Here is a 19,972-nt window from a genome sequence, read left to right on the forward strand (position 1 = left end):
CTCGCCCCCACTCCCATCGAGGGCTTGAGCCGCGGCCCCGGAGTGCGTCGGCGCTCCGGGGCCGCTCGGCTTCACATCGGGTGCGGGAGCCCTCATCCCCCCACCCCGCATCCATTGAGCAACGAGTCAGGGGATCAACGAATGCGACAGGTCACGAGGAAGGGCCTGATCACCGTGGCCGCGGCCGGCGGACTGCTGGCGGCGATCGGCGGCTCCGCCCACGCCGACACGGATGCGAGCGGCGTCGCCGCTCACTCGCCCGGGGTCCTCTCCGGGAACACCGTGCAGGTGCCGGTCGACGTGCCGGTCCAGGCCTGCGGGAACTCCGTCAACGTGGTCGGCGCCCTCAACCCGGCGTTCGGCAACTCCTGCGTCCAGAGCGACGGAGGACAGGGCGGCGGCTCGCAGGGCGGTCAGCAAGGCGGCGGTCAGCAGGGCGGTCAGCAGGGCGGCGGCCACCAGGGTGGCGGCTCGCAGGGCGGCGGTCACCAGGGTGGCGGCTCGCAAGGCGGCGGTCACCACGGCGGACAGCAGGGGCCCGGCGCGTCCGGGGCCCAAGCCCAGGCGGTCGGCTCCCCGGGGGTCGGCTCCGGGAACGCCGTCCAGGTGCCGGTCGACGTGCCGGTCCAGGCCTGCGGGAACTCCATCGACGTGGTCGGCATCCTGAACCCGGTCTACGGCAACGACTGCTCCGTCGGGGAAGCCCCCGCGCCCGAGCAGCCGCAGACCCCCGAGCAGCCGCAGACTCCGGAGCGCCCGGAGCGTCCCGCGGCGCCGGTGGACGGCGAGGAGGCCCCGGCCGAGCAGCCCGAGCCGGAAGGGACGCGGGTCACCGAGTCCCAGCCGCGCGAGGACGCTCCGGCCGAGCTGGCAGAGACCGGCAGCAGCCTGGCCGCCACCGCGGGGCTCCCGCTCGGCGCCGGCCTGCTGATCGGCGGTGTCGTGCTCTACCGGCGCGGCCGGTCGATGGCCCGCAGGGGCTGACCGCTCCGCGCCGCACGCGGCGCTGCGGTGCACAGGCGCGTGGGTCCCGCCACAGGGCGGGGCCCACGCGTCACCATGTGGCCCGGGTCTGGCGGATGATCCTCCGCCGCAGCCGCACCTGGCGGCTGCCGTCGGGATAGAGGCGGAGCCTGGCCAGCTCCCAGTGTCCGTACTCGGCGTGCTCCGTCAGCAGGCGGGTGGCCGCGGCGCGGGAAACGCCGCGTGGCACGTACACGTCACGAAACTCGTATTCCGGCATCGTATCTATTGTGCGGGCAAGCCCTGGATGCCGATACCGTCTGCACCATGTCTGATGCTGAGCAGCCCACGGCTGCCCAAGTCCGCGCCGCCGCCGACGCGCTCAAAGAGGCGATCGACCGGCACCTGGCCGCCATCGAACGGCGCGCCGCGGCGCCCGACGGCGACTCCGCGGCCGACGCCTCGGTGTTCGCCGCGTTCAACGAGATGGCCGCCGCGGGCGAGGCGTACGACGAGCTGCTGTACGACGTCTACGACGAGGTCACTCCCTTCGAGGTGCCGGGCACGGAGGGCGGCGCGTCCTACGCGGGCCCCGAGGAGCCGGAGGCGCTGAGCGTCTTCATCCGCCGGGACTACGCGGTCGTCGAGCCGCGGCGGCTGCTGGCGCAGGCCCGGCGGGTCACCGAGCTGGACCCGGAGTCGGCCGGCGAGGAGGACGGCGAGGGCGGGCCCGGCGAGGCGGCGGGCCGCAGCATGCAGGCCGCGCTGGGGGTGCTGTTCGGAGAGTTCGACCCCGACGAGATCGCCACCCGGCACAAGGAGTTCGGGCTGGAGGAGGGCGACGCCACGCTCTGGGTGACCGCGGCGGAGGAGCCGGCCGAGCCGGGGGAGTGGCTGGCCGCCCCCTTCGACGCCGTCGACCCCGAGCGGGTCCTGTGCCGCTTCGACATCAGCGAGGCGTTCGAGGAGGACGACCTGGACCCCGTGGACTGACCGGGGCCCGCCTGCCGACCGGGCCCCGTGAACCGACCCGCCGCCCGGCCCCGGCCGGCGCGGCCGGTCAGCCGGCCCCGGCCGCCGCCTGCTCGCCGAGGAGCGCCCGCAGCCGGGTCGTCCGGGCCGCGGGCGGCCTCGCCACCGCGGTGGCCAGGCCGGGCCCCGCACCCTGCACCACGGACAGGTGGTGCTCGGCGCGGCCGAAGGCGGTGTAGACCCAGGACCGGTCCAGCGCCGCCACGCCCGCCGGGTCCCCCGGCACCACCACGACCGCCGCGGACCAGCGGCAGCCCGCGGCCTGGTGCGCGGTCAGCGCCCAGCCGTGCCGCACGGTCTCCGCGACCAGCTCCCTGGCCACCCGGAAGCGCTCGGCCCCGTCCCGGAGCCACAGCCCCTCGGCGTCCGCGTCGGCCACCACGGCGAGCCGCGTCCGCCCGGGGGCGGGGGAGTGGGCCACCGGGTCGCCCGGGTCGAAGCCGCCGAAACGGCCCGGGCCGGGGCTGAGCCGCTCCTTCAGGGCGGCGTTCAGCGCGCGGGTGCCGGCCGGGCCGCCGTGGGCCGCGGTGATCACCCGGGCCTCGCCCGCCGGGCGGCCGAAGGCGCGGGGGATCGAGTCAGCCACGAGCTGCACCGCGCGGTGCACCGCCTCGCCCGGGTCGCCCACGGGAACGATCACCACCTCGCGGTCCGGGGCGGCGACCTCCGTCAGCTCCCCCGCGCCGATGCCGGAGACCAGCTCGCCCACCGGGCCCGGGTCCGGCACGCGGGAGGCCAGGCGCGGGCAGATCCCGGCGGCCAGCACGTCCGCGAGCACCTGGCCGGGACCGGCGGGGCCGAGCACCAGGGGGTCGCCGCTGAGCACCAGCCGGGAGCCGTCCGGCAGAGACTCCACCAGCGCCGCGGCCTCCTCCGCGCCGAGCTGCCCGGCGTCCAGGACGGCCACCAGATCCAGGGCCAGCAGCCCCTCGGCGTCCCGCCCCGGGCCCTCGCTTCCCTCCAGCAGCCCGGCCAGCGTCACCGCCGCCTGCGCGTCCTCCCGCGGCAGCAGGGCCGCCAGGCGGGCCCGGCCGTCGTGCGTGCGGGCGGCGGCGCAGGCCCGCAGGCCCGCGGCGCGCGCCGCCGCGACCAGCGCCGCCGGCTCGGCGCGGGCGGCCTCGCCGCCGCTGTGCACCGCCAGCGGGCCGCCGGCCGCCGCGCGGATCAGCTCCGCGGCCCCGGCGGGGCCCGCCCCGGGCGTTGACCAGTCCGGGCCGGCACCGGCGAACGTGCCCCGCAGGCGGGCCAGCCCGTCCGCCAGGCTCTCCTCGGCCAGGGCGTACCGCTCCAGGCCGAGCAGCACCCGCGGCTCCGCCTCCGCGTCGGCCCCCGGGGCGGCGTCCCGGAAGACCAGGACCGCGCCTGCCTCGACGGCCTCGCGCACCGCCTCGTCCGGGTCCGGCACGGCGCACCCGGCCAGCTCACGGGCGACGACGGACGCCTCCAGGGCGGTGTGCCCGGCGCGCGCGGCCCGCTCCAGGAGCCAGCCGGTCAGGGCCCGCGTCCGGCGCGGGTCGCCGGGGCCCCCGGCCGGGCCGAGCAGCGCCCGCGCGAAGCCGTCCGCCTGCTCCGGCCCGACGCCCGGGGCGGCCAGCAGCCGCCAGGGGTCGGCCCGCAGCTCCTCGGCCGCGCCCGCGCCCAGCGCCGCCGCGACCCGCTGCGCGAGCCCGGGCGGGGCGCCGCCCTCCGCAAGCAGCTCGGGCAGCCCGGCGGGCACCGGCACGGGCCGGTCCGGGGCCGTCGGGCGCACCGCGGGCGCGGGGGCCCGGGGAGCGGCCCGCCGCGGCGGCGCGGGCCGGGTGAAGAAGGAGTCCGCGGAACGCTCGCCACTCTCCACGGCCCGCACGGCGGCCCGCAGCTCGGCGGCCCGGTCCGCGGCGGACCCCGCCGCGCCCGAGGGCCCGCGCATGGGCGAGGCCCCCGCCGGAACGGGAGGCTCCGGCGCGTCCGGGACCCCGGACGACTGCGAACCTCCGGGCCCGCCCGGGGACTTCGCGGCCGCCGGTGCCTCAGCAGGGCCGGGCGGCTCGGGGGCCTGGGAGGGCCCGGGGGAGGGCGCGGGCCTGGCCGGTCCCGCGGACGCGTCGGTCGCCTCGCTCACAGCGTGCTCCAGTCGGGGTCGGGGTAGCGGTGCACCGGGGCCGACACGTCGTCCAGCGCCCGGCAGATCTCGTCAGGAAGGCTAAGCGCCTCCACTGACAACGCCTCCCCGAGCTGCGCGGCCGTGCGCGCGCCGACCAGCGGCGCCACCACCCCCGGCCGGTCCCGCACCCACGCCAGCGCCACCTGGAGCGGGGTGACCGCCAGCCCGTCCGCCGCTATCGCCACCGCCTCCACGATCCGGCCCGCCGCCTCGTCCAGGTAGGGCGCGACGAACGGCCCCAGCTGCTCCGAGGCCCCGCGCGAGCCGGGCGGGGCCTCGGCCTGCCGGTACTTGCCCGTCAGCACCCCCCGGCCCAGGGGCGAGGACGGCAGCAGCCCCACGCCCAGGTCGAGCGCGGCGGGCAGCACCTCGCGTTCCAGGCCGCGCTGGAGCAGCGAGTACTCAAGCTGCGCGGCGGCCAGCGGGGTGCGCGTGGCGGGGGCGGAACGCTGCCACGTCGCCGCCTTCGCGAGCTGCCAGCCGCTGAAGCCGGCCACCCCGGCGTACCGGGCGCGCCCGGTGGACACGGCGATGTCCAGGGCCTGGAGGGTCTCCTCCAGCGGCGTGTCCGGGTCGAAGGCGTGCAGCAGCCACAGGTCCACGTGGTCCGTGCCCAGGCGCTCCAGCGAGGCGTCGAGCGCGGAGAGCAGGTGCCCCCGCGAGGCGTCCACGCGCCGCTCGGGATCGGGGACGCAGCCCGCCTTGGTCGCGATCACCAGGTCCCGGCGCGGTACCAGGTCGCCCAGCAGCCGCCCCAGCAGGTACTCCGCGCCGCCGTCCGCGTAGACGTCCGCGGTGTCCACCAGGGTGCCGCCGGCCTCCCAGAACGCCTTCAGCAGGTCCGCGGCCTCCCGCTCCCCGGTGTCGCGCCCCCAGGTGAGGGTGCCGAGGCCGAGCCGGGAGACGCGCAGGCCGGTGCGGCCCAGGTGCCTGAGATCCATGGGCGTTGAGCGTACTTGCGCGGGCGGGATACAGTCCGGGGGACGGGTGTGTTACTCGTGGGTAAGACGTGCTGGAGGAGCAACGATGCGACTCGGGATCAACCTCGGCTACTGGGGCGCGGGGATGGACGCCGACAACCTGGCCGTCGCCCGCGAGGCGGACCGCCTGGGCTACGACGTCTGCTGGGCCGCCGAGGCCTACGGCTCGGACGTTCCCACGGTGCTGACCTGGGTCGCCGCGCACACCGAGCGCATCGACGTCGGCGCGGCGATCATGCAGATCCCCGCCCGCGCCCCCGCGATGACGGCGATGACCGCCGCCACCCTGGACACCCTCTCCGGCGGGCGGTTCCGCCTGGGCCTGGGCGTCTCAGGCCCCCAGGTCTCCGAGGGCTGGTACGGCGTGCGCTTCGACAAGCCGCTGGCCCGCACCCGCGAGTACGTCGAGATCGTCCGCAAGGCCATGACCCGCCAGCGGCTCACCCACGAGGGCGAGCACTGGACCCTCCCGCTGCCCGGCGGCCCCGGCAAGCCGATCAAGCTCACCGTCCACCCCGTCCGCGAGCGCATCCCCCTCTACATCGCCGCCATCGGCCCCAGGAACCTCGCCCAGACCGGCGAGATCGCCGACGGCGCGCTGCTGATCTTCTTCGCCCCCGAGCACGCCGAGGAGACCACCCTGGGCGCGCTGCGTGAGGGCCGTGCCCGGATCGGGCAGACGCTGGAGGGCTTCGACGTCGTCCCCACCGTCCCGCTGGCCGTGGGCGAGGACATCAACGCCCTGGCCGACCACTTCCGCCCCTACACCGCCCTGTACGTGGGCGGCATGGGCAGCCGCAGGCAGAACTTCTACAACGCCCTGGCCCGCCGCATGGGGTACGAGGAGGAGGCCGCGCGCATCCAGGACCTCTACCTGGCGGGCGACAAGGACGGCGCCGCCGCGGCCGTTCCCCACCGGCTGATCGACTCCACCACCCTCATCGGCCCCGTCGAGCGGATCGCCGACCGGATGCGGACCTACGCCGAGGCCGGGGTGACCACGCTTTCCCTGGCCCCCGCCGGCTTCGCCCTGGAGGAGCGGATCGCCGGGCTGCGCGCCGGGGTCGAGGCCCTGGAACGCGCCGGGCTGGCCTGAGCGCGGCACCCCGGGCCGCGCCGGGCGGCGCTGTCGGAGGGGGACCGTAGGCTTGCGGCATGCCCACCCTGTTGCTCCTGCGCCACGGGAGAACGACCGCCAACGCCTCGGGTCTTCTGGCCGGGCGCACCCCCGGCGTCGCCCTCGACGACTACGGCGCGGCCCAGGCCGCCGCGCTCCCCGCACGGCTCGCGGGCATCCCGCTGGCCGCCGCCGTGCACAGCCCGCTCCAGCGCTGCGCCGAGACCCTCGCTCCCCTGCTCGCCGAGCGCCCCGGGCTCCCGGCGCACGTCGAGGAGCGCGTCGTCGAGTGCGACTACGGCGCGTGGACGAACCGGCCGCTCAAGGAGCTGGCCGAGGAGCCCCTGATGGCCGTGGTGCGCTCCCAGCCCTCGGCCGCCGTCTTCCCGGGCGGCGAGTCCCTGCGCGCGATGCACGCCCGCGTGACCGAGGCCGTCCGCGACTGGGACGAGCGGATCGCCGCCGAGCACGGCCAGGACGCGATCTGGCTGATGTGCACCCACGGGGACAACATCAAGGCGATCGTCGCCGACGCCCTGGGCCTGCACCTCGACCTCTTCCAGCGCTTCCACCCCCGGCCCGCGTCCGTGACGGCCCTTCACTACGGGCGCCCGCCCGCCCTGCTGCGGTTCGGGGACACCGGGGACCTCGCGGAGTTCGTGCCGCGCACCGAGGCAGCCGCGCGGGACGCCGGGGAGGCCGAGCGGGCTCCCGTGGGCGGTGGTGCCTGACCACGGTGATCGCGAAGCGCAGTAGGGTGCCAGTGTCTCAAGCAACCGACCCACGGAGCCGTACGTGTCCCGTCAGGTGTTCCTCTACGACCCTCCCGAACGGTTTGTCGCCGGGACGGTCGGGCTGCCTGGCCGCCGTACCTTCTTTCTGCAGGCATCGGCGGACGGCCGCACCACCAGCGTCGCGCTGGAGAAGGCGCAGGTCGAGGCGCTCGCCGAGCGCATCGACGAGCTGCTGGACGAAGTCGTGCGCCGCTCCGGCGGCAACACCTCGGTCCCGGCGGTCGCCCCGCCCGAACTCTCCGACTCCCAGCCCCTCCAGACGCCCGTGGAGGAGGAGTTCCGCGTCGGCACCATGGCGTTGGCCTGGGACAGCGACAGCGAGCGCATGATCGTGGAGGCCCAGGCCCTGGTGGAGCTGGAGGCCGAGTCCGAGGAGGCGTTCGCCGAGGCCGAGGAGCGCCTGCTGCGCGACGACGAGAACGGCCCCCCCATGCTGCGCGTCCGCCTCAGCGGCACCATGGCCCGCGCCTTCGCCAAGCGGGCTCTGGAGGTCGTCAACGCCGGACGGCCGCCCTGCCCGCTCTGCAGCCTGCCGCTCGACCCGGAGGGACACGTATGTCCGCGCCAGAACGGATACCGCCGCAGCCGGGTGTAGACGCCGAAGAGGTTCTGGCACGGGGCGCGTTGACCGTGCACGGCCGAATCGTGGAGGCCTCCAACGCGGTGCTGTACGCGACCGCCGAGCTGGCCGGCGCGCGCCTGCCGTGCGTCTACAAGCCGGTCGCCGGAGAGCGCCCGCTGTGGGACTTCCCCGACGGGACGCTCGCGCAGCGCGAGGTCGCCGCCTACGAGGTCTCCCGCGCGCTGGGCTGGGAGCTGGTGCCGCCCACGGTCCTGCGGGACGGGCCGATGGGCGAGGGCATGTGCCAGCAGTGGGTCGGCCCCGCGCCGGACGCCGAGGAGGACGAGGCGCCGGGGCCCGACGGGCTGCTGGCGCTGGTCGAGGCGGAGACGCCCGAGCCGGGCTGGAAGGCCGTGGGTTTCGCCGAGGTGGACGCCGGGCGCACCGCGCTGCTCGTGCACGCCGACGACGAGCGGCTGCGCCGCCTGGCCGCCCTGGACGCGGTGATCAACAACGGCGACCGCAAGGGCGGCCACCTCCTGCCCCTGCCCGACGGCCGGCTGTACGCCATCGACCACGGCGTCACCTTCCACACGGACAATAAGCTCCGCACCCTGCTGTGGGGCTGGGCAGGCGAGCCGCTGCCGGACCCGGTGCGCGAGGCGCTGCGCGGCCTGAGCGCCGAGCTGGCCGAGGGCCGCCCCCTGGCCGGACGCCTGGCCGCGCTGATCACCCCGGCCGAGCGCGACGCCCTGCGCGCCCGCACCGAAACCCTGCTCCGCACCGGCCGCCACCCCACCCCCTCCGGCGAATGGCCCGCCTTCCCCTGGCCCCTGGTCTGACACCCCGCGCATCCCGGAACGGCCTCGCCCGGCACGGCCTCACGGCCCGCGCGCCCGGACGGGCCCGGACGGGAACGGCCCGGCACGGCCCGCAGCCCGGAACGGCCCCGGCCGTTCCGGGTCTAGCACAGCCGCCGGGCGGCCGGGCCGCCCCGGCCCTGTCGTGCGGTGACGGGGCGCCGGATAGGCTCGGCCCATGCATGCCTGGCCAGCCCCCAAGGTCCCCGTCCTGCCCGGTCAGGGGCGCGATCTCACCCTCCACGACACCGCCTCGGGCGGGCGGGTGACGCTCCGTCCCGGCCCGGTCGCCCGCCTCTACGTCTGCGGCATCACCCCCTACGACGCCACCCACCTCGGGCACGCCGCCACCTACACGGCCTTCGACTTGGTGCAGCGGATCTGGCTCGACGCGGGCCGCCAGGTGCACTACGTGCAGAACGTCACCGACGTCGACGACCCGCTCCTGGAGCGGGCCGCCGCCACCGGCGAGGACTGGACGGCGCTGGCCGAGCGCGAAACCGCCCTGTTCCGCGAGGACATGACGGCCCTGCGGACCCTGCCCCCGCGCGCCTACGTCGGCGCCGTGGAGGCGATACCGCTGATCGTGCCGCTCATCGAGCGGCTGCGGGAGCGGGGCGCCGCCTACGACCTCGACGGCGACGTGTACTTCTCGGTGGACTCCGACCGTCACTTCGGCTCCGTCTCCCACCTGGACGCCGCCGCGATGCGCGCCCTGTCCGCCGAGCGCGGCGGGGACCCCGAGCGCCCCGGCAAGAAAGATCCCGTCGACCCGCTGCTGTGGCGCGCCGCCCGCCCCGGGGAGCCCTCCTGGGACGGCGCCTCGCTCGGCCCCGGCCGTCCCGGCTGGCACATCGAGTGCGTCGGCATCGCCCTGGAGCACCTGGGCAACGGCTTCGACGTGCAGGGCGGCGGCTCCGACCTCGTCTTCCCGCACCACGAGATGGGCGCCTCCCACGCGCACGTCCTGACGGGGGAGTTCCCCTTCGCCCGCTCCTACGTGCACGCCGGGATGGTGGGCTACGAGGGCGAGAAGATGTCGAAGTCCAGGGGAAACCTCGTCCTCGTCTCCCGGCTGCGCCGGGACGGCGTGGACCCGGCCGCCATCCGCCTGGCCCTGCTCTCGCGGCACTACCGCGCCGACTGGGAGTGGACGGACGAGGTGCTGGAGCGGGCCCTGCGGCGCCTGGACCACTGGCGTTCCGCCGTCTCCCGTCCCGAGGGGCCCCCGGCCGCGGCCGTGGCCGAGGAGATCCGCGACGCCCTGGCCGCGGACCTCGACGCCCCCGCCGCGCTGGCCGCCGTGGACCGCTGGGCCGACGCCCAGCACGCGGCCGGCGGCACCGACACCGGCGCCACCGGCGAGGTCAGCCGCGCCGTGGACGCCCTGCTCGGCGTCGCCCTGTGAAACGCACGGGCTGACGGCCCCTCACGCCCCGCGCGGGCGGCCCGGAAACGCCACGGCCCCGGCGGGCATCACCCGCCGGGGCCGTCGCTCACTCCTCCTGGCCCTCGCCCGGACCCGGGTCCTGCGGGCCCTGGTCCCCGCCCTCCGGTGGCCTGCGGCTCGGCCGGGTCCGCCCGCTGCCGGGGTCGCGCAGGTAGGAGGAAGGGGGGTCCCCGGCCGGCGGATGCCCGTCCCGCCTCCGCAGATAGCGTTCGAACTCCTTGGCGATGGCCTCGCCCGAGGCCTCCGGCAGATCGGCCGTGTCCCGGGCCTCCTCCAGCGACTTCACGTACTCGGCGACCTCGCTGTCCTCGGCGGCCAGCTGATCCACCCCGATCTGCCAGGCCCGGGCGTCCTCGGGCAGGTCGCCCAGCGGGATGCCCACCCCCAGCAGGTCCTCCAGTGCGTGCAGCAGCGCCAGCGAGGCCTTCGGATTCGGCGGCTGCGCCACGTAGTGCGGAACGGCCGCCCACAGCGTCACCGCCGGCACCCCCGCGTGGCCGCACGCCTCCTGGAGGATCCCCACGATGCCCGTGGGGCCCTCGTACCGCGACTCCTCCAGGTCCAGCCGCTGCGCCAGCCGCTCGTCGGAGGCGACGGAGGTCACGGGCACCGGACGGGTGTGCGGCGTGTCGCCGAGGAGGGCGCCGAGCACCACGACCATCTCCACGCCCAGCTCGTGCGCGAAGCCGAGGATCTCGTTGCAGAACGAACGCCAGCGCATGCTGGGCTCGATGCCGCGCACCAGCACCAGGTCGCGGCGGCGCACCGGCCCCTCCTCCGACCCGATCCGCACCACCGACAGCCGGGTCGTCGGCCAGGTGACGCGGCGCACGCCGCCGTCCAGCCACACCTGGGGCCGGTTGACCTGGAAGTCGTAGTAATCCTCGGCGTCCAGCGCCGCGAAGACCTCGCCCTTCCACTCCCGCTCCAGGTGGGCGACCGCGGCGGAGGCGGCGTCACCAGCATCGTTCCAGCCCTCGAACGCGGCCACCATGACCGGGTCGACCAGCTCGGGAACCCCATCGAGCTCGATCACCCAGCGCCTCCTCCCGCCGCGGCCGGGGCGGCGCCCGGCCCGGCTCACGTAAGTGTTCCGTGCGGCCCAGCCTACGGCGTGACCGTGCCCAGCCCGCAGCCCTCGTACGCCTGCGCACGGTCATGCTCGGTGACGAGCCGGTCACGCCGAGCACGGCGCGCACGCCGACGGGCCCCGGCCGGTCGTCCCGGCCGGGGCCCGTGGCGCACCGCGGCGCGCCCGCTCCGCGCGCTACGCGGCGCGCCCGAGGACCTCCGTGACGCGGGCCCGGACCTCGTCCGTGTCCAGGCCGCGGATCGTCAGGGTGGTGCGGCGGCGCAGCACGTCGTCCGCCGTCTCGGCCCACTCCTGGTCGCGGGCGTAGACCACCTGGGCCCAGATCTCCGGGCCCTCGGGGTGGATGCGCTCGCCCAGCGCCGGGTCGTGGCGCACCAGGTCGGTGATCTCGAACGCCAGCGAGCCGTAGTGGGTGGCCAGGTGACGGGCCGTCGCCGCGTCCAGGGCGGCGCCCGGGTCGCGGTCGGTCAGCAGCCGGTGCGCGACCGCGCTGGGGTTGGCCAGGCCCGGCAGGGGCACCCGGCGCACCAGGCCCGAGGGCGGCTCCATCTCGCGGGCCAGGGCCGAGCCGGGCTGGGTGGCGAGCTTGCCCAGCACCATCCGGCCGATGTGGCGGTACCCGGTCCACTTGCCGCCGGCCACCGACAGCATCCCGCCGCGCCCCTCGGTCACCACGGTCTCCCGCTTGGCCGTCTCCACGCCGCCGGGGCCGCCGGGCAGCACCCGCAGGCCCGCGAAGGCGTAGGTCATCAGGGAGCGGTCCAGCGCCTGGTCCTTCACCGACAGGGAGGCCTCGTCGAGGATCTGCCGGATGTCGGCCTCCGTCGCGCGCACGTCGGCCGGGTCGCCCTCGTAGCTCTCGTCGGTGGTCCCCAGCAGCAGCTGGTCCTCCCACGGGAGCGCGAAGGTGACACGGTACTTGTCGACGAAGGTGGCCATCGCCGCGCCCCAGGGGGCGGTGCGGCGCAGCACCAGGTGGGCGCCCTTGGACAGCCGGATGCTGGGCTCCGCGCCCGGGTCCTCCATCCGCCGCAGGTGGTCCACCCAGGGGCCCGCCGCGTTGAGCACGAGGCGGGCGTCCACGCCGAACTCGGTGCCGTCGAGGCGGTCGCGCACCTCGGCACCGGTGACGCGGCCCTTCGTGAAGCGCAGGCCGGTGACCTCGGCGTGGTTGAGCACCGTCGCCCCGGCCTGGACGGCGGCCCGCACGGTCATGACGGCCACGCGCGAGTCGTTCATCTGGTGGTCGCCGTAGACCGCGACGGCCCGCAGGTTCTCGGTGCGCAGCGCGGGGTTGGCCGCCGCCGCCTTGGCCGGGGAGATGACCCGGCCCACGCCGTCGCCGAAGGCGGACAGGGCCGAGTAGGCGAAGACGCCGGCGCCGAGCTTGGCGGCGGAGTGCGGGCCGCCCTTGTAGACCGGCAGGTAGAAGGTCAGCGGGTTGACCAGGTGGGGGGCCACGTCCCGGGCCAGGACGCGGCGCTCGTGGTGGTTCTCCGCGACCAGCCGCACCGCGCCGGTCTGAAGGTAGCGCAGCCCGCCGTGGACCAGCTTGGAGGACGCGGAGGAGGTGGCGCCGGCGAAGTCGCCGGCGTCCACCATCGCGACCCGCAGCCCCGACTGGGCGGCGTGCCAGGCGACGGAGATGCCCAGGATGCCGCCGCCGACGACCAGCAGATCGTAGGTGGCCGTGGCCAGCAACTGCCTGGTCTCGGCACGCCGTTCCGGTCCCGTTGTGGTGACGGAGCCGGCGGTCGGGTGCAGGGTGTTCATGTCTGTCAGTTCTCCTCTTCGAGCCAGCCCATGGTCCGCTGAACGGCCTTGAGCCAGAACTGGTACTCGCGGTCGCGGTCGGCCGCTTCCATGTGCGGGGTCCACTCCGCGGCGCGGCGCCAGTTGGCGCGCAGCTCCTCGGTGCCGGACCAGAACCCCACCGCCAGGCCGGCGGCGTAGGCGGCGCCGAGGCAGGTGGTCTCGGAGACCATCGGGCGCACGACGGGGGCGCCGAGGAAGTCCGAGATGTTCTGCATCAGCAGGTTGTTGGAGGTCATGCCGCCGTCGACCTTGAGGGCGGTCAGCTCGACGCCGGAGTCCTTCTTCATCGCGTCGACGATCTCCCGGGTCTGCCAGGCCGTCGCCTCCAGCACGGCGCGCGCGATGTGCGCCTTGGTGACGTACCGGGTCAGGCCGGCGATCACGCCGCGGGCGTCGGCGCGCCAGTAGGGGGCGAACAGGCCGGAGAAGGCGGGGACGAAGTAGGCGCCGCCGTTGTCCTCCACGGACAGGGCCAGCGTCTCGATCTCGGCCGCGCTCTTGATCAGGCCCATCTGGTCGCGCATCCACTGCACCAGGGCGCCGGTGACGGCGATGGAGCCCTCCAGCGCGTAGACCGGCTGCTGGTCCCCGATGCGGTAGCCGACGGTGGTGATCAGGCCGGCGTAGGAGTTGATCGCCTCGGTGCCGGTGTTCATCAGCAGGAAGGTGCCGGTGCCGTAGGTCGACTTGGCCTCGCCGACGGAGAAGCAGGTCTGGCCGAAGAGGGCGGCCTGCTGGTCGCCGAGGGCCGAGGCGACGGGAACGCCGTCCAGCGCGCCGCCCCTGGCCGTGCCGTAGACCTCGGCGGAGGAGCGGATCTCCGGCAGCACGGCGGCGGGGACGCCGATGGAGGCGAGGATCTTCTCGTCCCACTCCATGGTGCGCAGGTTCATCAGCAGGGTGCGGGAGGCGTTGGTGACGTCGGTGACGTGCACGCCGCCCCGGGGGCCGCCGGTGAGGTTCCAGATGACCCAGGAGTCCATCGTTCCGAAGAGGATCTCGCCGCGCTCGGCGCGCTCGCGCAGGCCCTCGACGTTGTCCAGCAGCCAGCGGATCTTGGGACCGGCGAAGTAGGAGGACAGCGGCAGGCCGGTCTCGCGGCGGAAGCGGTCCTGGCCGACGTTGCGTCCCAGCTCGCGGCACAGGGCGTCGGTGCGGGTGTCCTGCCAGACGATGGCGTTGTGCACCGGCTCGCCGGTCGCCCGGTCCCACAGCAGCGTGGTCTCGCGCTGGTTGGTGATGCCGATGGCCTTCACCTGGTCCTTGGTGATCTGCGCCTTCTCCAGGGCGCCGGCGACGACCTCCTGGACGTTGGTCCAGATCTCGGCGGCGTCGTGCTCGACCCAGCCGGGCTTGGGGAAGATCTGCTCGTGCTCCTTCTGGTCGACGGAGACGATGCGGCCGTCCCGGTCGAAGACGATGCAGCGGCTGGAGGTGGTGCCCTGGTCGATGGCGGCGATGTACTCGCGGGGGGCGTCGGGGGAGGTGCTCATGATCACGGCTCCTGGTCAGGGTTCCGGGCGGCTAGGGGTCAGAAGAGGGCGTTGTGGATGCCGCCGGCGAGAGCGCCGCCGATCAGCGGGCCGACGACGGGGACCCAGGCGTAGCTCCAGTCGGAGCCGCCCTTGTTCGGCAGCGGCAGGAGCGCGTGCACGATGCGCGGGCCCAGGTCGCGCGCGGGGTTGATGGCGTACCCGGTGGGGCCGCCGAGGGAGAGACCGATGCCGACCACGACCAGGGCGACCATCAGCGTTCCGGTGCCGGAGAGGGCCAGGCCCTCGTTCAGGCCGATGCCCAGGATCAGCAGCACCAGGACCGCGGTGCCCAGAATCTCGGTGGTGAGGTTCTGGACCGCGTTGCGGATCTCGGGGGCTGTGGAGAAGACGCCGAGCACGGGGCCCGGGCCCCGGCCGTCCGCGACCGGGCGCTCCTCGGCGCGCCGCGGGTCGTCCACCGCGGGCGGGCCGGGAGTGTCGGAACCGCCGACGATCTCACGGTCGGCGAGGTGGGCCTGGAAGTGGCCGTAGTAGGCGAGCCACACCAGCACGGCGCCGAGCATGGCCCCGAGCATCTGGCCGGCGAGGTAGGTGCCCACGTCGCCCCATTCGCCGGTGTCGATGGCGATGCCGAGGGTGACGGCCGGGTTGAGGTGGGCCCCGGAGAGCTGAGCGGAGACGTAGGCGCCGGAGAGGACGGCCAGGCCCCATCCGAGGGTGATGGCGACCCATCCGGCGCCGAACGCCTTCGATTTCTTGAGCACGACGGCGGCGACGACGCCGCCGCCGAGCAGGATCAGAACGGCGGTGCCCAGCAGCTCGCCGAAGAAGATGTCGGAACTGGACATCGGTGACTCCTTTGTCCTTCGTCCAGGTGATGGAGGACCGGCGGCTTTCGTCCGTTGTTCGGCATTGTCGACCGCCGACCGGCAGTTTTCTCCTCCAGGGCGCTGCCGTCAAGTGGTGTGCGGAAGTTAGCGGCCAGATGCCAGGATTGTCCTAGAAACGCCCGGCTCCCAGGTCGCGCGACACGGACCGGGCGCAGTCCCGGACCGCCGCCACGAGCCTGGGGTGGAGCGTTCCTCCTGCCTGCATGCGTTCCACCGCGCCGGTGATGCCAACCGCGCCGACCGGCATCCGCCGCCGGTCGAGGATGGGGGCGGCGATCGAGGCCACGCCCTCCCAGGTCTCGCCCAGGTCGCTGGCCCAGCCCCGGGACCTGGTCTCCTCCAGGCCCTTCTCGAACTCGGCCGGGTCCGTCACCGTCAGCTCGGTGATCGCCGGGAACTCGCCCGCCTCCATCACCTCGTTGTGCGCCACCGGGTCGAAGGCCGCGAGCACCTTGCCCAGCGCCGTGCTGTGCAGGGGCTGCATCGCGCCCACCTCCAGCACCTGGCGGCTGTCGTCGGGGCGGAAGACGTGGTGCACGATCAGCACGCCCTGCTGGTGGAGAACGCCCAGGTAGGCGCTCTCCCCGCTGGAGCGCGCCAGGTCGTCCGTCCAGACCAGGGCGCGGGCGCGCAGCTCGTGGACGTCCAGGTAGCTGTTGCCCAGGCGCAGCAGCTCCGCGCCGAGCTGGTACTTGCCCGAGGCCGTGTCCTGCTCCACGAAGCCCTCCTGCTGGAGGGTGCGCAGCAGCCCGTGGGTGGTGGCCTTGGCCAGCCCGATGGCCGAGGCGATGTCGGACAGCCCCAGGCGCCGCTCGCCGCCGGCCAGCAGCCGCAGCACCGCCGCGGCGCGTTCCAGCGACTGGATGGTCCGAGCCATGGCGTTGCCTCCTGTGGTCCGCCGCACTGTGGCCATTCGGCACCGCGGTATCCGATGCTGTTCGGCATTGTCGAACACTGGCGGGGTATGCCGATAGATCCCCGTCCGGGACAACGAGTCTACGGTCCGTGGCCGGGCGTCCTGGCCTCCCTGCCGGGCACGCCGGGCCGTTACGCTGGCCCGGTGCGCTCCGTCACGGCCGCGCATAGCCGACAGCCGTCGCATTCCCCGGGAGCAGTCCATGGACGCATCCAGCACGCCCGCCGCCGGGCCCGCCACCAGGGCCGCCGCCCTCCGAGAGGCCCTCGCCGGCCGCGTCGTCGTCGCCGACGGCGGCATGGGCACCATGCTTCAGGCCCACGACCCGACGCTGGAGGACTTCCAGCAGCTGGAGGGCTGCAACGAGGTCCTCAACGTCACCCGGCCCGACATCGTCCGCGCGGTGCACCGCGCCTACTTCGACGCCGGCGTGGACTGCGTGGAGACCAACACCTTCGGCGCCAACCTCGCCGCCCTCGGCGAGTACGAGATCCCCGAGCGCATCACGGAGCTGTCCGAGGCCGGCGCCCGGATCGCCCGGGAGACCGCCGACGAGCTGGCCGCCGAGGACGGCAGGCTGCGCTGGGTGCTCGGCTCCATCGGCCCCGGCACCAAGCTGCCCTCCCTGGGCCACACCACCTTCCGGCCCCTGCGCGACGCGTACCAGCGCAACGCCGAGGGCCTGATCGCCGGGGGGGCCGACGCCCTGCTGGTGGAGACCAGCCAGGACCTCCTCCAGACCAAGGCCGCCGTGCTCGGCGCCCGCCGCGCGCTCACGGCCGCCGGCGCCGACCTGCCGCTGATCGTCCAGGTCACCGTCGAGACCACCGGCACCATGCTCCTGGGCTCCGAGATCGGCGCCGCGCTCACGGCGCTGGAGCCTCTGGGCATCGACATGATCGGCCTCAACTGCGCCACCGGCCCGGCCGAGATGAGCGAGCATCTGCGCCACCTCGCCCGCCACGCCCGGGTGCCGCTGAGCTGCATGCCCAACGCCGGCCTGCCCGTCCTCGGCAAGGACGGGGCCCACTATCCCCTCACCCCGTCAGAGCTGGCCGACGCGCACGAGGAGTTCGTCGGGGAATTCGGCCTGTCCCTGATCGGCGGCTGTTGCGGCACCACGCCCGAGCACCTGCGGCAGGTCGTCGAGCGCGTCCGCGGCCTCACCCCCGCCCCGCGCGACCCCCGCCCCGAGGCAGCCGCCTCCTCGCTCTACCAGGCCGTCCCCTTCCGGCAGGACACCTCCTACCTCGCCATCGGGGAGCGCACCAACGCCAACGGCTCCAAGAAGTTCCGCGAGGCCATGCTGGAGGGGCGCTGGGACGACTGCGTGGAGATGGCCCGCGAGCAGATCCGCGAGGGCGCCCACCTGCTGGACCTGTGCGTGGACTACGTCGGCCGCGACGGCGCCGCCGACATGGCCGAGCTGGCCGGGCGCCTGGCCACCTCCTCCACGCTGCCCATCGTGCTGGACTCCACCGAGCCGGCCGTCATCGAGGCGGGCCTGGAGAAGCTCGGCGGCCGGGCCGTCATCAACTCCGTCAACTACGAGGACGGCGACGGCCCCGACTCCCGCTTCGCCCGCGTCGCCCGCCTCGCCGCCGAGCACGGCGCGGCGCTGATGGCCCTGACCATCGACGAGGAGGGCCAGGCCCGCACCCCCGAGACCAAGCTGGCCATCGCCGAGCGGCTGATCGCCGACCTCACGGGGAACTGGGGCTTCGACCCCGGCGCCATCCTCATCGACTTCCTGACCTTCACCATCTGCACCGGCCAGGAGGAGTCCCGCCGCGACGGCCTGCACACCATCGAGGCCATCCGCGAGCTCAAGCGCCGCCACCCCGACGTCCAGACCACCCTGGGCCTGTCGAACATCTCCTTCGGCCTCAACCCCGCCGCCCGCCTCGTCCTCAACTCCGTCTTCCTGGACGAGTGCGTCAAGGCCGGCCTGGACTCCGCGATCGTGCACGCCGCCAAGATCCTGCCGATCGCCCGCATCGAGGCCGAGCAGGTCCAGGTCGCCCGCGACCTCATCTACGACCGCCGCGCCCCCGGCTACGACCCGCTCCAGCGTTTCCTGGAGCTCTTCGAGGGCGTGGACACCAGGTCGATGAAGGCCGGCAAGGCCGAGGAGCTGGCCGCGCTGCCCCTGGAGGAACGCCTCCAGCGCCGCATCATCGACGGCGAGCGCAACGGCCTGGAGGCCGACCTGGACGAGGCGCTGACCGCCCGGCCCGCGCTGGAGATCGTCAACGACACGCTGCTGTCCGGCATGAAGGTGGTCGGCGAGCTGTTCGGCTCCGGGCAGATGCAACTGCCGTTCGTCCTGCAGTCGGCCGAGGTGATGAAGGCCGCCGTCGCCCACCTCGAACCGCACATGGAGCGAACCGGCGACGAGGGCAAGGGCACCATCGTGCTGGCCACCGTCCGCGGCGACGTCCACGACATCGGCAAGAACCTCGTGGACATCATCCTCACCAACAACGGCTACAACGTGGTCAACCTCGGCATCAAGCAGCCGGTCTCCGCCATCCTGGACGCCGCCGCCGAGCACCGCGCCGACGTCATCGGCATGTCCGGCCTCCTGGTGAAGTCCACCGTGATCATGAAGGAGAACCTGGAGGAGCTGAACCGCCGCGGCATGGCGGCCGACTACCCCGTCATCCTCGGCGGCGCCGCCCTCACCCGGGCCTATGTCGAGCAGGACCTGCACGAGGTCTACCAGGGCGAGGTCCGCTACGCCCGCGACGCCTTCGAGGGGCTGCGGCTGATGGACGCCCTGGTCGCCGTCAAGCGCGGCCTGCCCGGCGCCGGGCTGCCCGAGCTGAAGCAGCGCCGCGTCCCGCGCCGAGAGACGCCGCTTCCCGCCGAGGGCGAGACGGACCTGCCCGCGCGCTCCGCCACGGCCACCGACGTGCCGGTGCCCCGCGCCCCCTTCCTCGGCACCCGCGTCACCAAGGGCATCCCGCTCAAGGACTACGCGGAGTGGCTGGACGAGGACGCGCTCTTCAAGGGGCAGTGGGGCCTGAAGCCCTCGCGCGCCGGGGACGGCCCCGACTACGCCGAGCTGGTGGAGACCGAGGGCCGGCCCCGGCTGCGCGGCTGGCTGGACCGCCTGCACACCGACAACCTCCTGGAGGCGGCCGTCGTCCACGGCTACTTCCCCTGCCACGCCGAGGGCGACGACCTGGTCATCCTCGACGAGGACGGCAAGGAGCGCACCCGCTTCACCTTCCCGCGCCAGCGGCGCGGCCGGCGCCTGTGCCTGGCCGACTTCTTCCGCCCCGCCGAGAGCGGCGAGACGGACGTCGTCGCCCTCCAGACCGTCACCATCGGGCCGCGGGTCAGCGAGGCCACGGCCGAGCTGTTCGCCGCCGACTCCTACCGCGACTACCTGGAGCTGCACGGCCTGTCCGTCCAGCTCGCCGAGGCGCTCGCCGAGTACTGGCACGCCCGGGTCCGCGACGAGCTGGGCATCGCCGGGGGAGACCCCGGCGACCTGGCCGGCATGTTCCGCACCGAGTACCAGGGCTGCCGTTACTCCCTGGGCTACCCGGCCTGCCCCGACCTGGAGGACCGGGCCAAGATCGCCGAGCTGCTGGGGTCCGAGCGGATCGGCGTCACCCTCTCGGAGGAGTTCCAGCTCCACCCGGAGCAGTCCACCGACGCGATCGTCCTCCACCACCCGGAGGCGAACTACTTCAACGCCCGCTGAGGCCCGCCGCCGCCCACCGAGGCTCTCCGCGGAGGGACCCCCGGCGGAAACGCACGGGCGACACGCCGGGCGGGCACGTACACTGATCGGTCCGGTACAGGCCGGTCGCCCCCGCCGGGGGCGGCCGGCCTTCGTGTCCCTTTCGT

The 19,972-nt window shown here is 74.8% G+C and carries 16 protein-coding genes; 8 read left to right on the top strand and 8 right to left on the bottom strand.

What is annotated here, in order from left to right:
* Nucleotides 1–141 precede the first annotated feature (141 nt).
* A complete protein-coding gene (locus RM780_RS03035) occupies nucleotides 142–984 on the top strand; it encodes a chaplin (RefSeq protein WP_311628849.1) in 843 nt (280 codons plus the stop codon).
* Nucleotides 985–1,054: 70 nt separating this feature from the next.
* Here the strand turns inward: RM780_RS03035 and RM780_RS03040 are convergent, their stop codons facing one another.
* Nucleotides 1,055–1,243 carry a DUF5703 family protein gene (locus RM780_RS03040; RefSeq protein ID WP_311628850.1) on the bottom strand — a complete coding sequence of 63 codons (189 nt, stop codon included), beginning with the start codon at nucleotides 1,241–1,243 and terminating at the stop codon, nucleotides 1,055–1,057.
* Nucleotides 1,244–1,290: 47 nt separating this feature from the next.
* On the opposite strand from RM780_RS03040, the gene RM780_RS03045 reads away from it, so the two are divergent.
* Nucleotides 1,291–1,956: a hypothetical protein gene (locus RM780_RS03045; protein ID WP_311628851.1), complete on the top strand. Its 666-nt coding sequence runs from the start codon at nucleotides 1,291–1,293 to the stop codon at nucleotides 1,954–1,956.
* A gap of 67 nt (nucleotides 1,957–2,023) precedes the next feature.
* Here RM780_RS03045 and RM780_RS03050 read toward each other — a convergent pair whose 3' ends face one another.
* Together RM780_RS03050 and RM780_RS03055 are read right to left on the bottom strand one after the other, a co-directional pair.
* Nucleotides 2,024–3,904 (bottom strand): helix-hairpin-helix domain-containing protein, encoded by a 1,881-nt coding sequence (locus RM780_RS03050; protein ID WP_311628852.1) that lies wholly within the window; start codon nucleotides 3,902–3,904, stop codon nucleotides 2,024–2,026.
* A 188-nt stretch (nucleotides 3,905–4,092) separates the two neighbouring features.
* Nucleotides 4,093–5,079, bottom strand: coding sequence for an aldo/keto reductase (locus tag RM780_RS03055; protein WP_311628853.1), 987 nt, complete (start codon nucleotides 5,077–5,079; stop codon nucleotides 4,093–4,095).
* 85 nt (nucleotides 5,080–5,164) lie between these two features.
* On the opposite strand from RM780_RS03055, the gene RM780_RS03060 reads away from it, so the two are divergent.
* The 5 genes from RM780_RS03060 (at nucleotide 5,165) to mshC (ending at nucleotide 9,859) form a co-directional block, all read left to right on the top strand.
* Entirely contained in the window at nucleotides 5,165–6,214 is a 1,050-nt protein-coding gene (locus RM780_RS03060) for an LLM class F420-dependent oxidoreductase (RefSeq protein WP_311628854.1), read from the top strand.
* A 59-nt stretch (nucleotides 6,215–6,273) separates the two neighbouring features.
* The gene (locus tag RM780_RS03065) at nucleotides 6,274–6,966 is read left to right on the top strand and encodes an MSMEG_4193 family putative phosphomutase (RefSeq protein ID WP_311628855.1); all 693 of its coding nucleotides are present in this window, start codon (nucleotides 6,274–6,276) and stop codon (nucleotides 6,964–6,966) included.
* Between the two features lie 64 nt (nucleotides 6,967–7,030).
* Entirely contained in the window at nucleotides 7,031–7,624 is a 594-nt protein-coding gene (locus tag RM780_RS03070) for a DUF3090 domain-containing protein (protein ID WP_311628856.1), read from the top strand.
* Nucleotides 7,585–8,433 (top strand): SCO1664 family protein, encoded by an 849-nt coding sequence (locus tag RM780_RS03075; protein WP_311628857.1) that lies wholly within the window; start codon nucleotides 7,585–7,587, stop codon nucleotides 8,431–8,433. Before RM780_RS03070 ends, RM780_RS03075 begins: the two co-directional genes overlap by 40 nt.
* Before the next feature lie 196 nt (nucleotides 8,434–8,629).
* Complete coding sequence (gene mshC / locus RM780_RS03080) at nucleotides 8,630–9,859, top strand: cysteine--1-D-myo-inosityl 2-amino-2-deoxy-alpha-D-glucopyranoside ligase (protein WP_311628858.1); 1,230 nt, start codon at nucleotides 8,630–8,632, stop codon at nucleotides 9,857–9,859.
* Nucleotides 9,860–9,947: 88 nt separating this feature from the next.
* Here mshC and RM780_RS03085 read toward each other — a convergent pair whose 3' ends face one another.
* From RM780_RS03085 to RM780_RS03105, 5 genes are all read right to left on the bottom strand, one after another.
* Nucleotides 9,948–10,937 carry a PAC2 family protein gene (locus RM780_RS03085; RefSeq protein ID WP_311628859.1) on the bottom strand — a complete coding sequence of 330 codons (990 nt, stop codon included), beginning with the start codon at nucleotides 10,935–10,937 and terminating at the stop codon, nucleotides 9,948–9,950.
* A 231-nt stretch (nucleotides 10,938–11,168) separates the two neighbouring features.
* A complete protein-coding gene (locus RM780_RS03090) occupies nucleotides 11,169–12,767 on the bottom strand; it encodes a glycerol-3-phosphate dehydrogenase/oxidase (RefSeq protein WP_311628860.1) in 1,599 nt (532 codons plus the stop codon).
* Nucleotides 12,768–12,772: 5 nt separating this feature from the next.
* Nucleotides 12,773–14,302: a glycerol kinase GlpK gene (glpK, locus tag RM780_RS03095; RefSeq protein WP_311628861.1), complete on the bottom strand. Its 1,530-nt coding sequence runs from the start codon at nucleotides 14,300–14,302 to the stop codon at nucleotides 12,773–12,775.
* Nucleotides 14,303–14,340: 38 nt separating this feature from the next.
* Nucleotides 14,341–15,153, bottom strand: a complete 813-nt coding sequence (locus RM780_RS03100; RefSeq protein ID WP_311628862.1) for an MIP/aquaporin family protein — start codon at nucleotides 15,151–15,153, stop codon at nucleotides 14,341–14,343.
* Nucleotides 15,154–15,304: 151 nt separating this feature from the next.
* Nucleotides 15,305–16,072 (bottom strand): IclR family transcriptional regulator, encoded by a 768-nt coding sequence (locus tag RM780_RS03105; RefSeq protein WP_311628863.1) that lies wholly within the window; start codon nucleotides 16,070–16,072, stop codon nucleotides 15,305–15,307.
* Nucleotides 16,073–16,313: 241 nt separating this feature from the next.
* Between RM780_RS03105 and metH the strand changes: the two genes are divergently transcribed.
* Nucleotides 16,314–19,826 carry a methionine synthase gene (gene metH / locus RM780_RS03110; RefSeq protein ID WP_311628864.1) on the top strand — a complete coding sequence of 1,171 codons (3,513 nt, stop codon included), beginning with the start codon at nucleotides 16,314–16,316 and terminating at the stop codon, nucleotides 19,824–19,826.
* Nucleotides 19,827–19,972: the final 146 nt, after the last annotated feature.

The sequence above is a fragment of the Streptomyces boetiae genome (assembly GCF_031845405.1).
Taxonomy (GTDB): Bacteria; Actinomycetota; Actinomycetes; order Streptomycetales; family Streptomycetaceae; genus Streptomyces; species Streptomyces boetiae.

Bases quoted from the DNA above. Each gene is read 5' to 3' on its own strand.
- RM780_RS03040 (WP_311628850.1), bottom strand. From the start codon at position 1,243: ATGCCGGAATACGAGTTTCGTGACGTGTACGTGCCACGCGGCGTTTCC.
- RM780_RS03075 (WP_311628857.1), top strand. From the start codon at position 7,585: ATGTCCGCGCCAGAACGGATACCGCCGCAGCCGGGTGTAGACGCCGAA.
- RM780_RS03055 (WP_311628853.1), bottom strand. From the start codon at position 5,079: ATGGATCTCAGGCACCTGGGCCGCACCGGCCTGCGCGTCTCCCGGCTC.
- RM780_RS03045 (WP_311628851.1), top strand. From the start codon at position 1,291: ATGTCTGATGCTGAGCAGCCCACGGCTGCCCAAGTCCGCGCCGCCGCC.
- RM780_RS03060 (WP_311628854.1), top strand. From the start codon at position 5,165: ATGCGACTCGGGATCAACCTCGGCTACTGGGGCGCGGGGATGGACGCC.
- mshC (WP_311628858.1), top strand. From the start codon at position 8,630: ATGCATGCCTGGCCAGCCCCCAAGGTCCCCGTCCTGCCCGGTCAGGGG.
- RM780_RS03090 (WP_311628860.1), bottom strand. From the start codon at position 12,767: ATGAACACCCTGCACCCGACCGCCGGCTCCGTCACCACAACGGGACCG.
- glpK (WP_311628861.1), bottom strand. From the start codon at position 14,302: ATGAGCACCTCCCCCGACGCCCCCCGCGAGTACATCGCCGCCATCGAC.
- RM780_RS03050 (WP_311628852.1), bottom strand. From the start codon at position 3,904: ATGCGCGGGCCCTCGGGCGCGGCGGGGTCCGCCGCGGACCGGGCCGCC.
- RM780_RS03035 (WP_311628849.1), top strand. From the start codon at position 142: ATGCGACAGGTCACGAGGAAGGGCCTGATCACCGTGGCCGCGGCCGGC.
- RM780_RS03065 (WP_311628855.1), top strand. From the start codon at position 6,274: ATGCCCACCCTGTTGCTCCTGCGCCACGGGAGAACGACCGCCAACGCC.
- metH (WP_311628864.1), top strand. From the start codon at position 16,314: ATGGACGCATCCAGCACGCCCGCCGCCGGGCCCGCCACCAGGGCCGCC.
- RM780_RS03105 (WP_311628863.1), bottom strand. From the start codon at position 16,072: ATGGCTCGGACCATCCAGTCGCTGGAACGCGCCGCGGCGGTGCTGCGG.
- RM780_RS03100 (WP_311628862.1), bottom strand. From the start codon at position 15,153: ATGTCCAGTTCCGACATCTTCTTCGGCGAGCTGCTGGGCACCGCCGTT.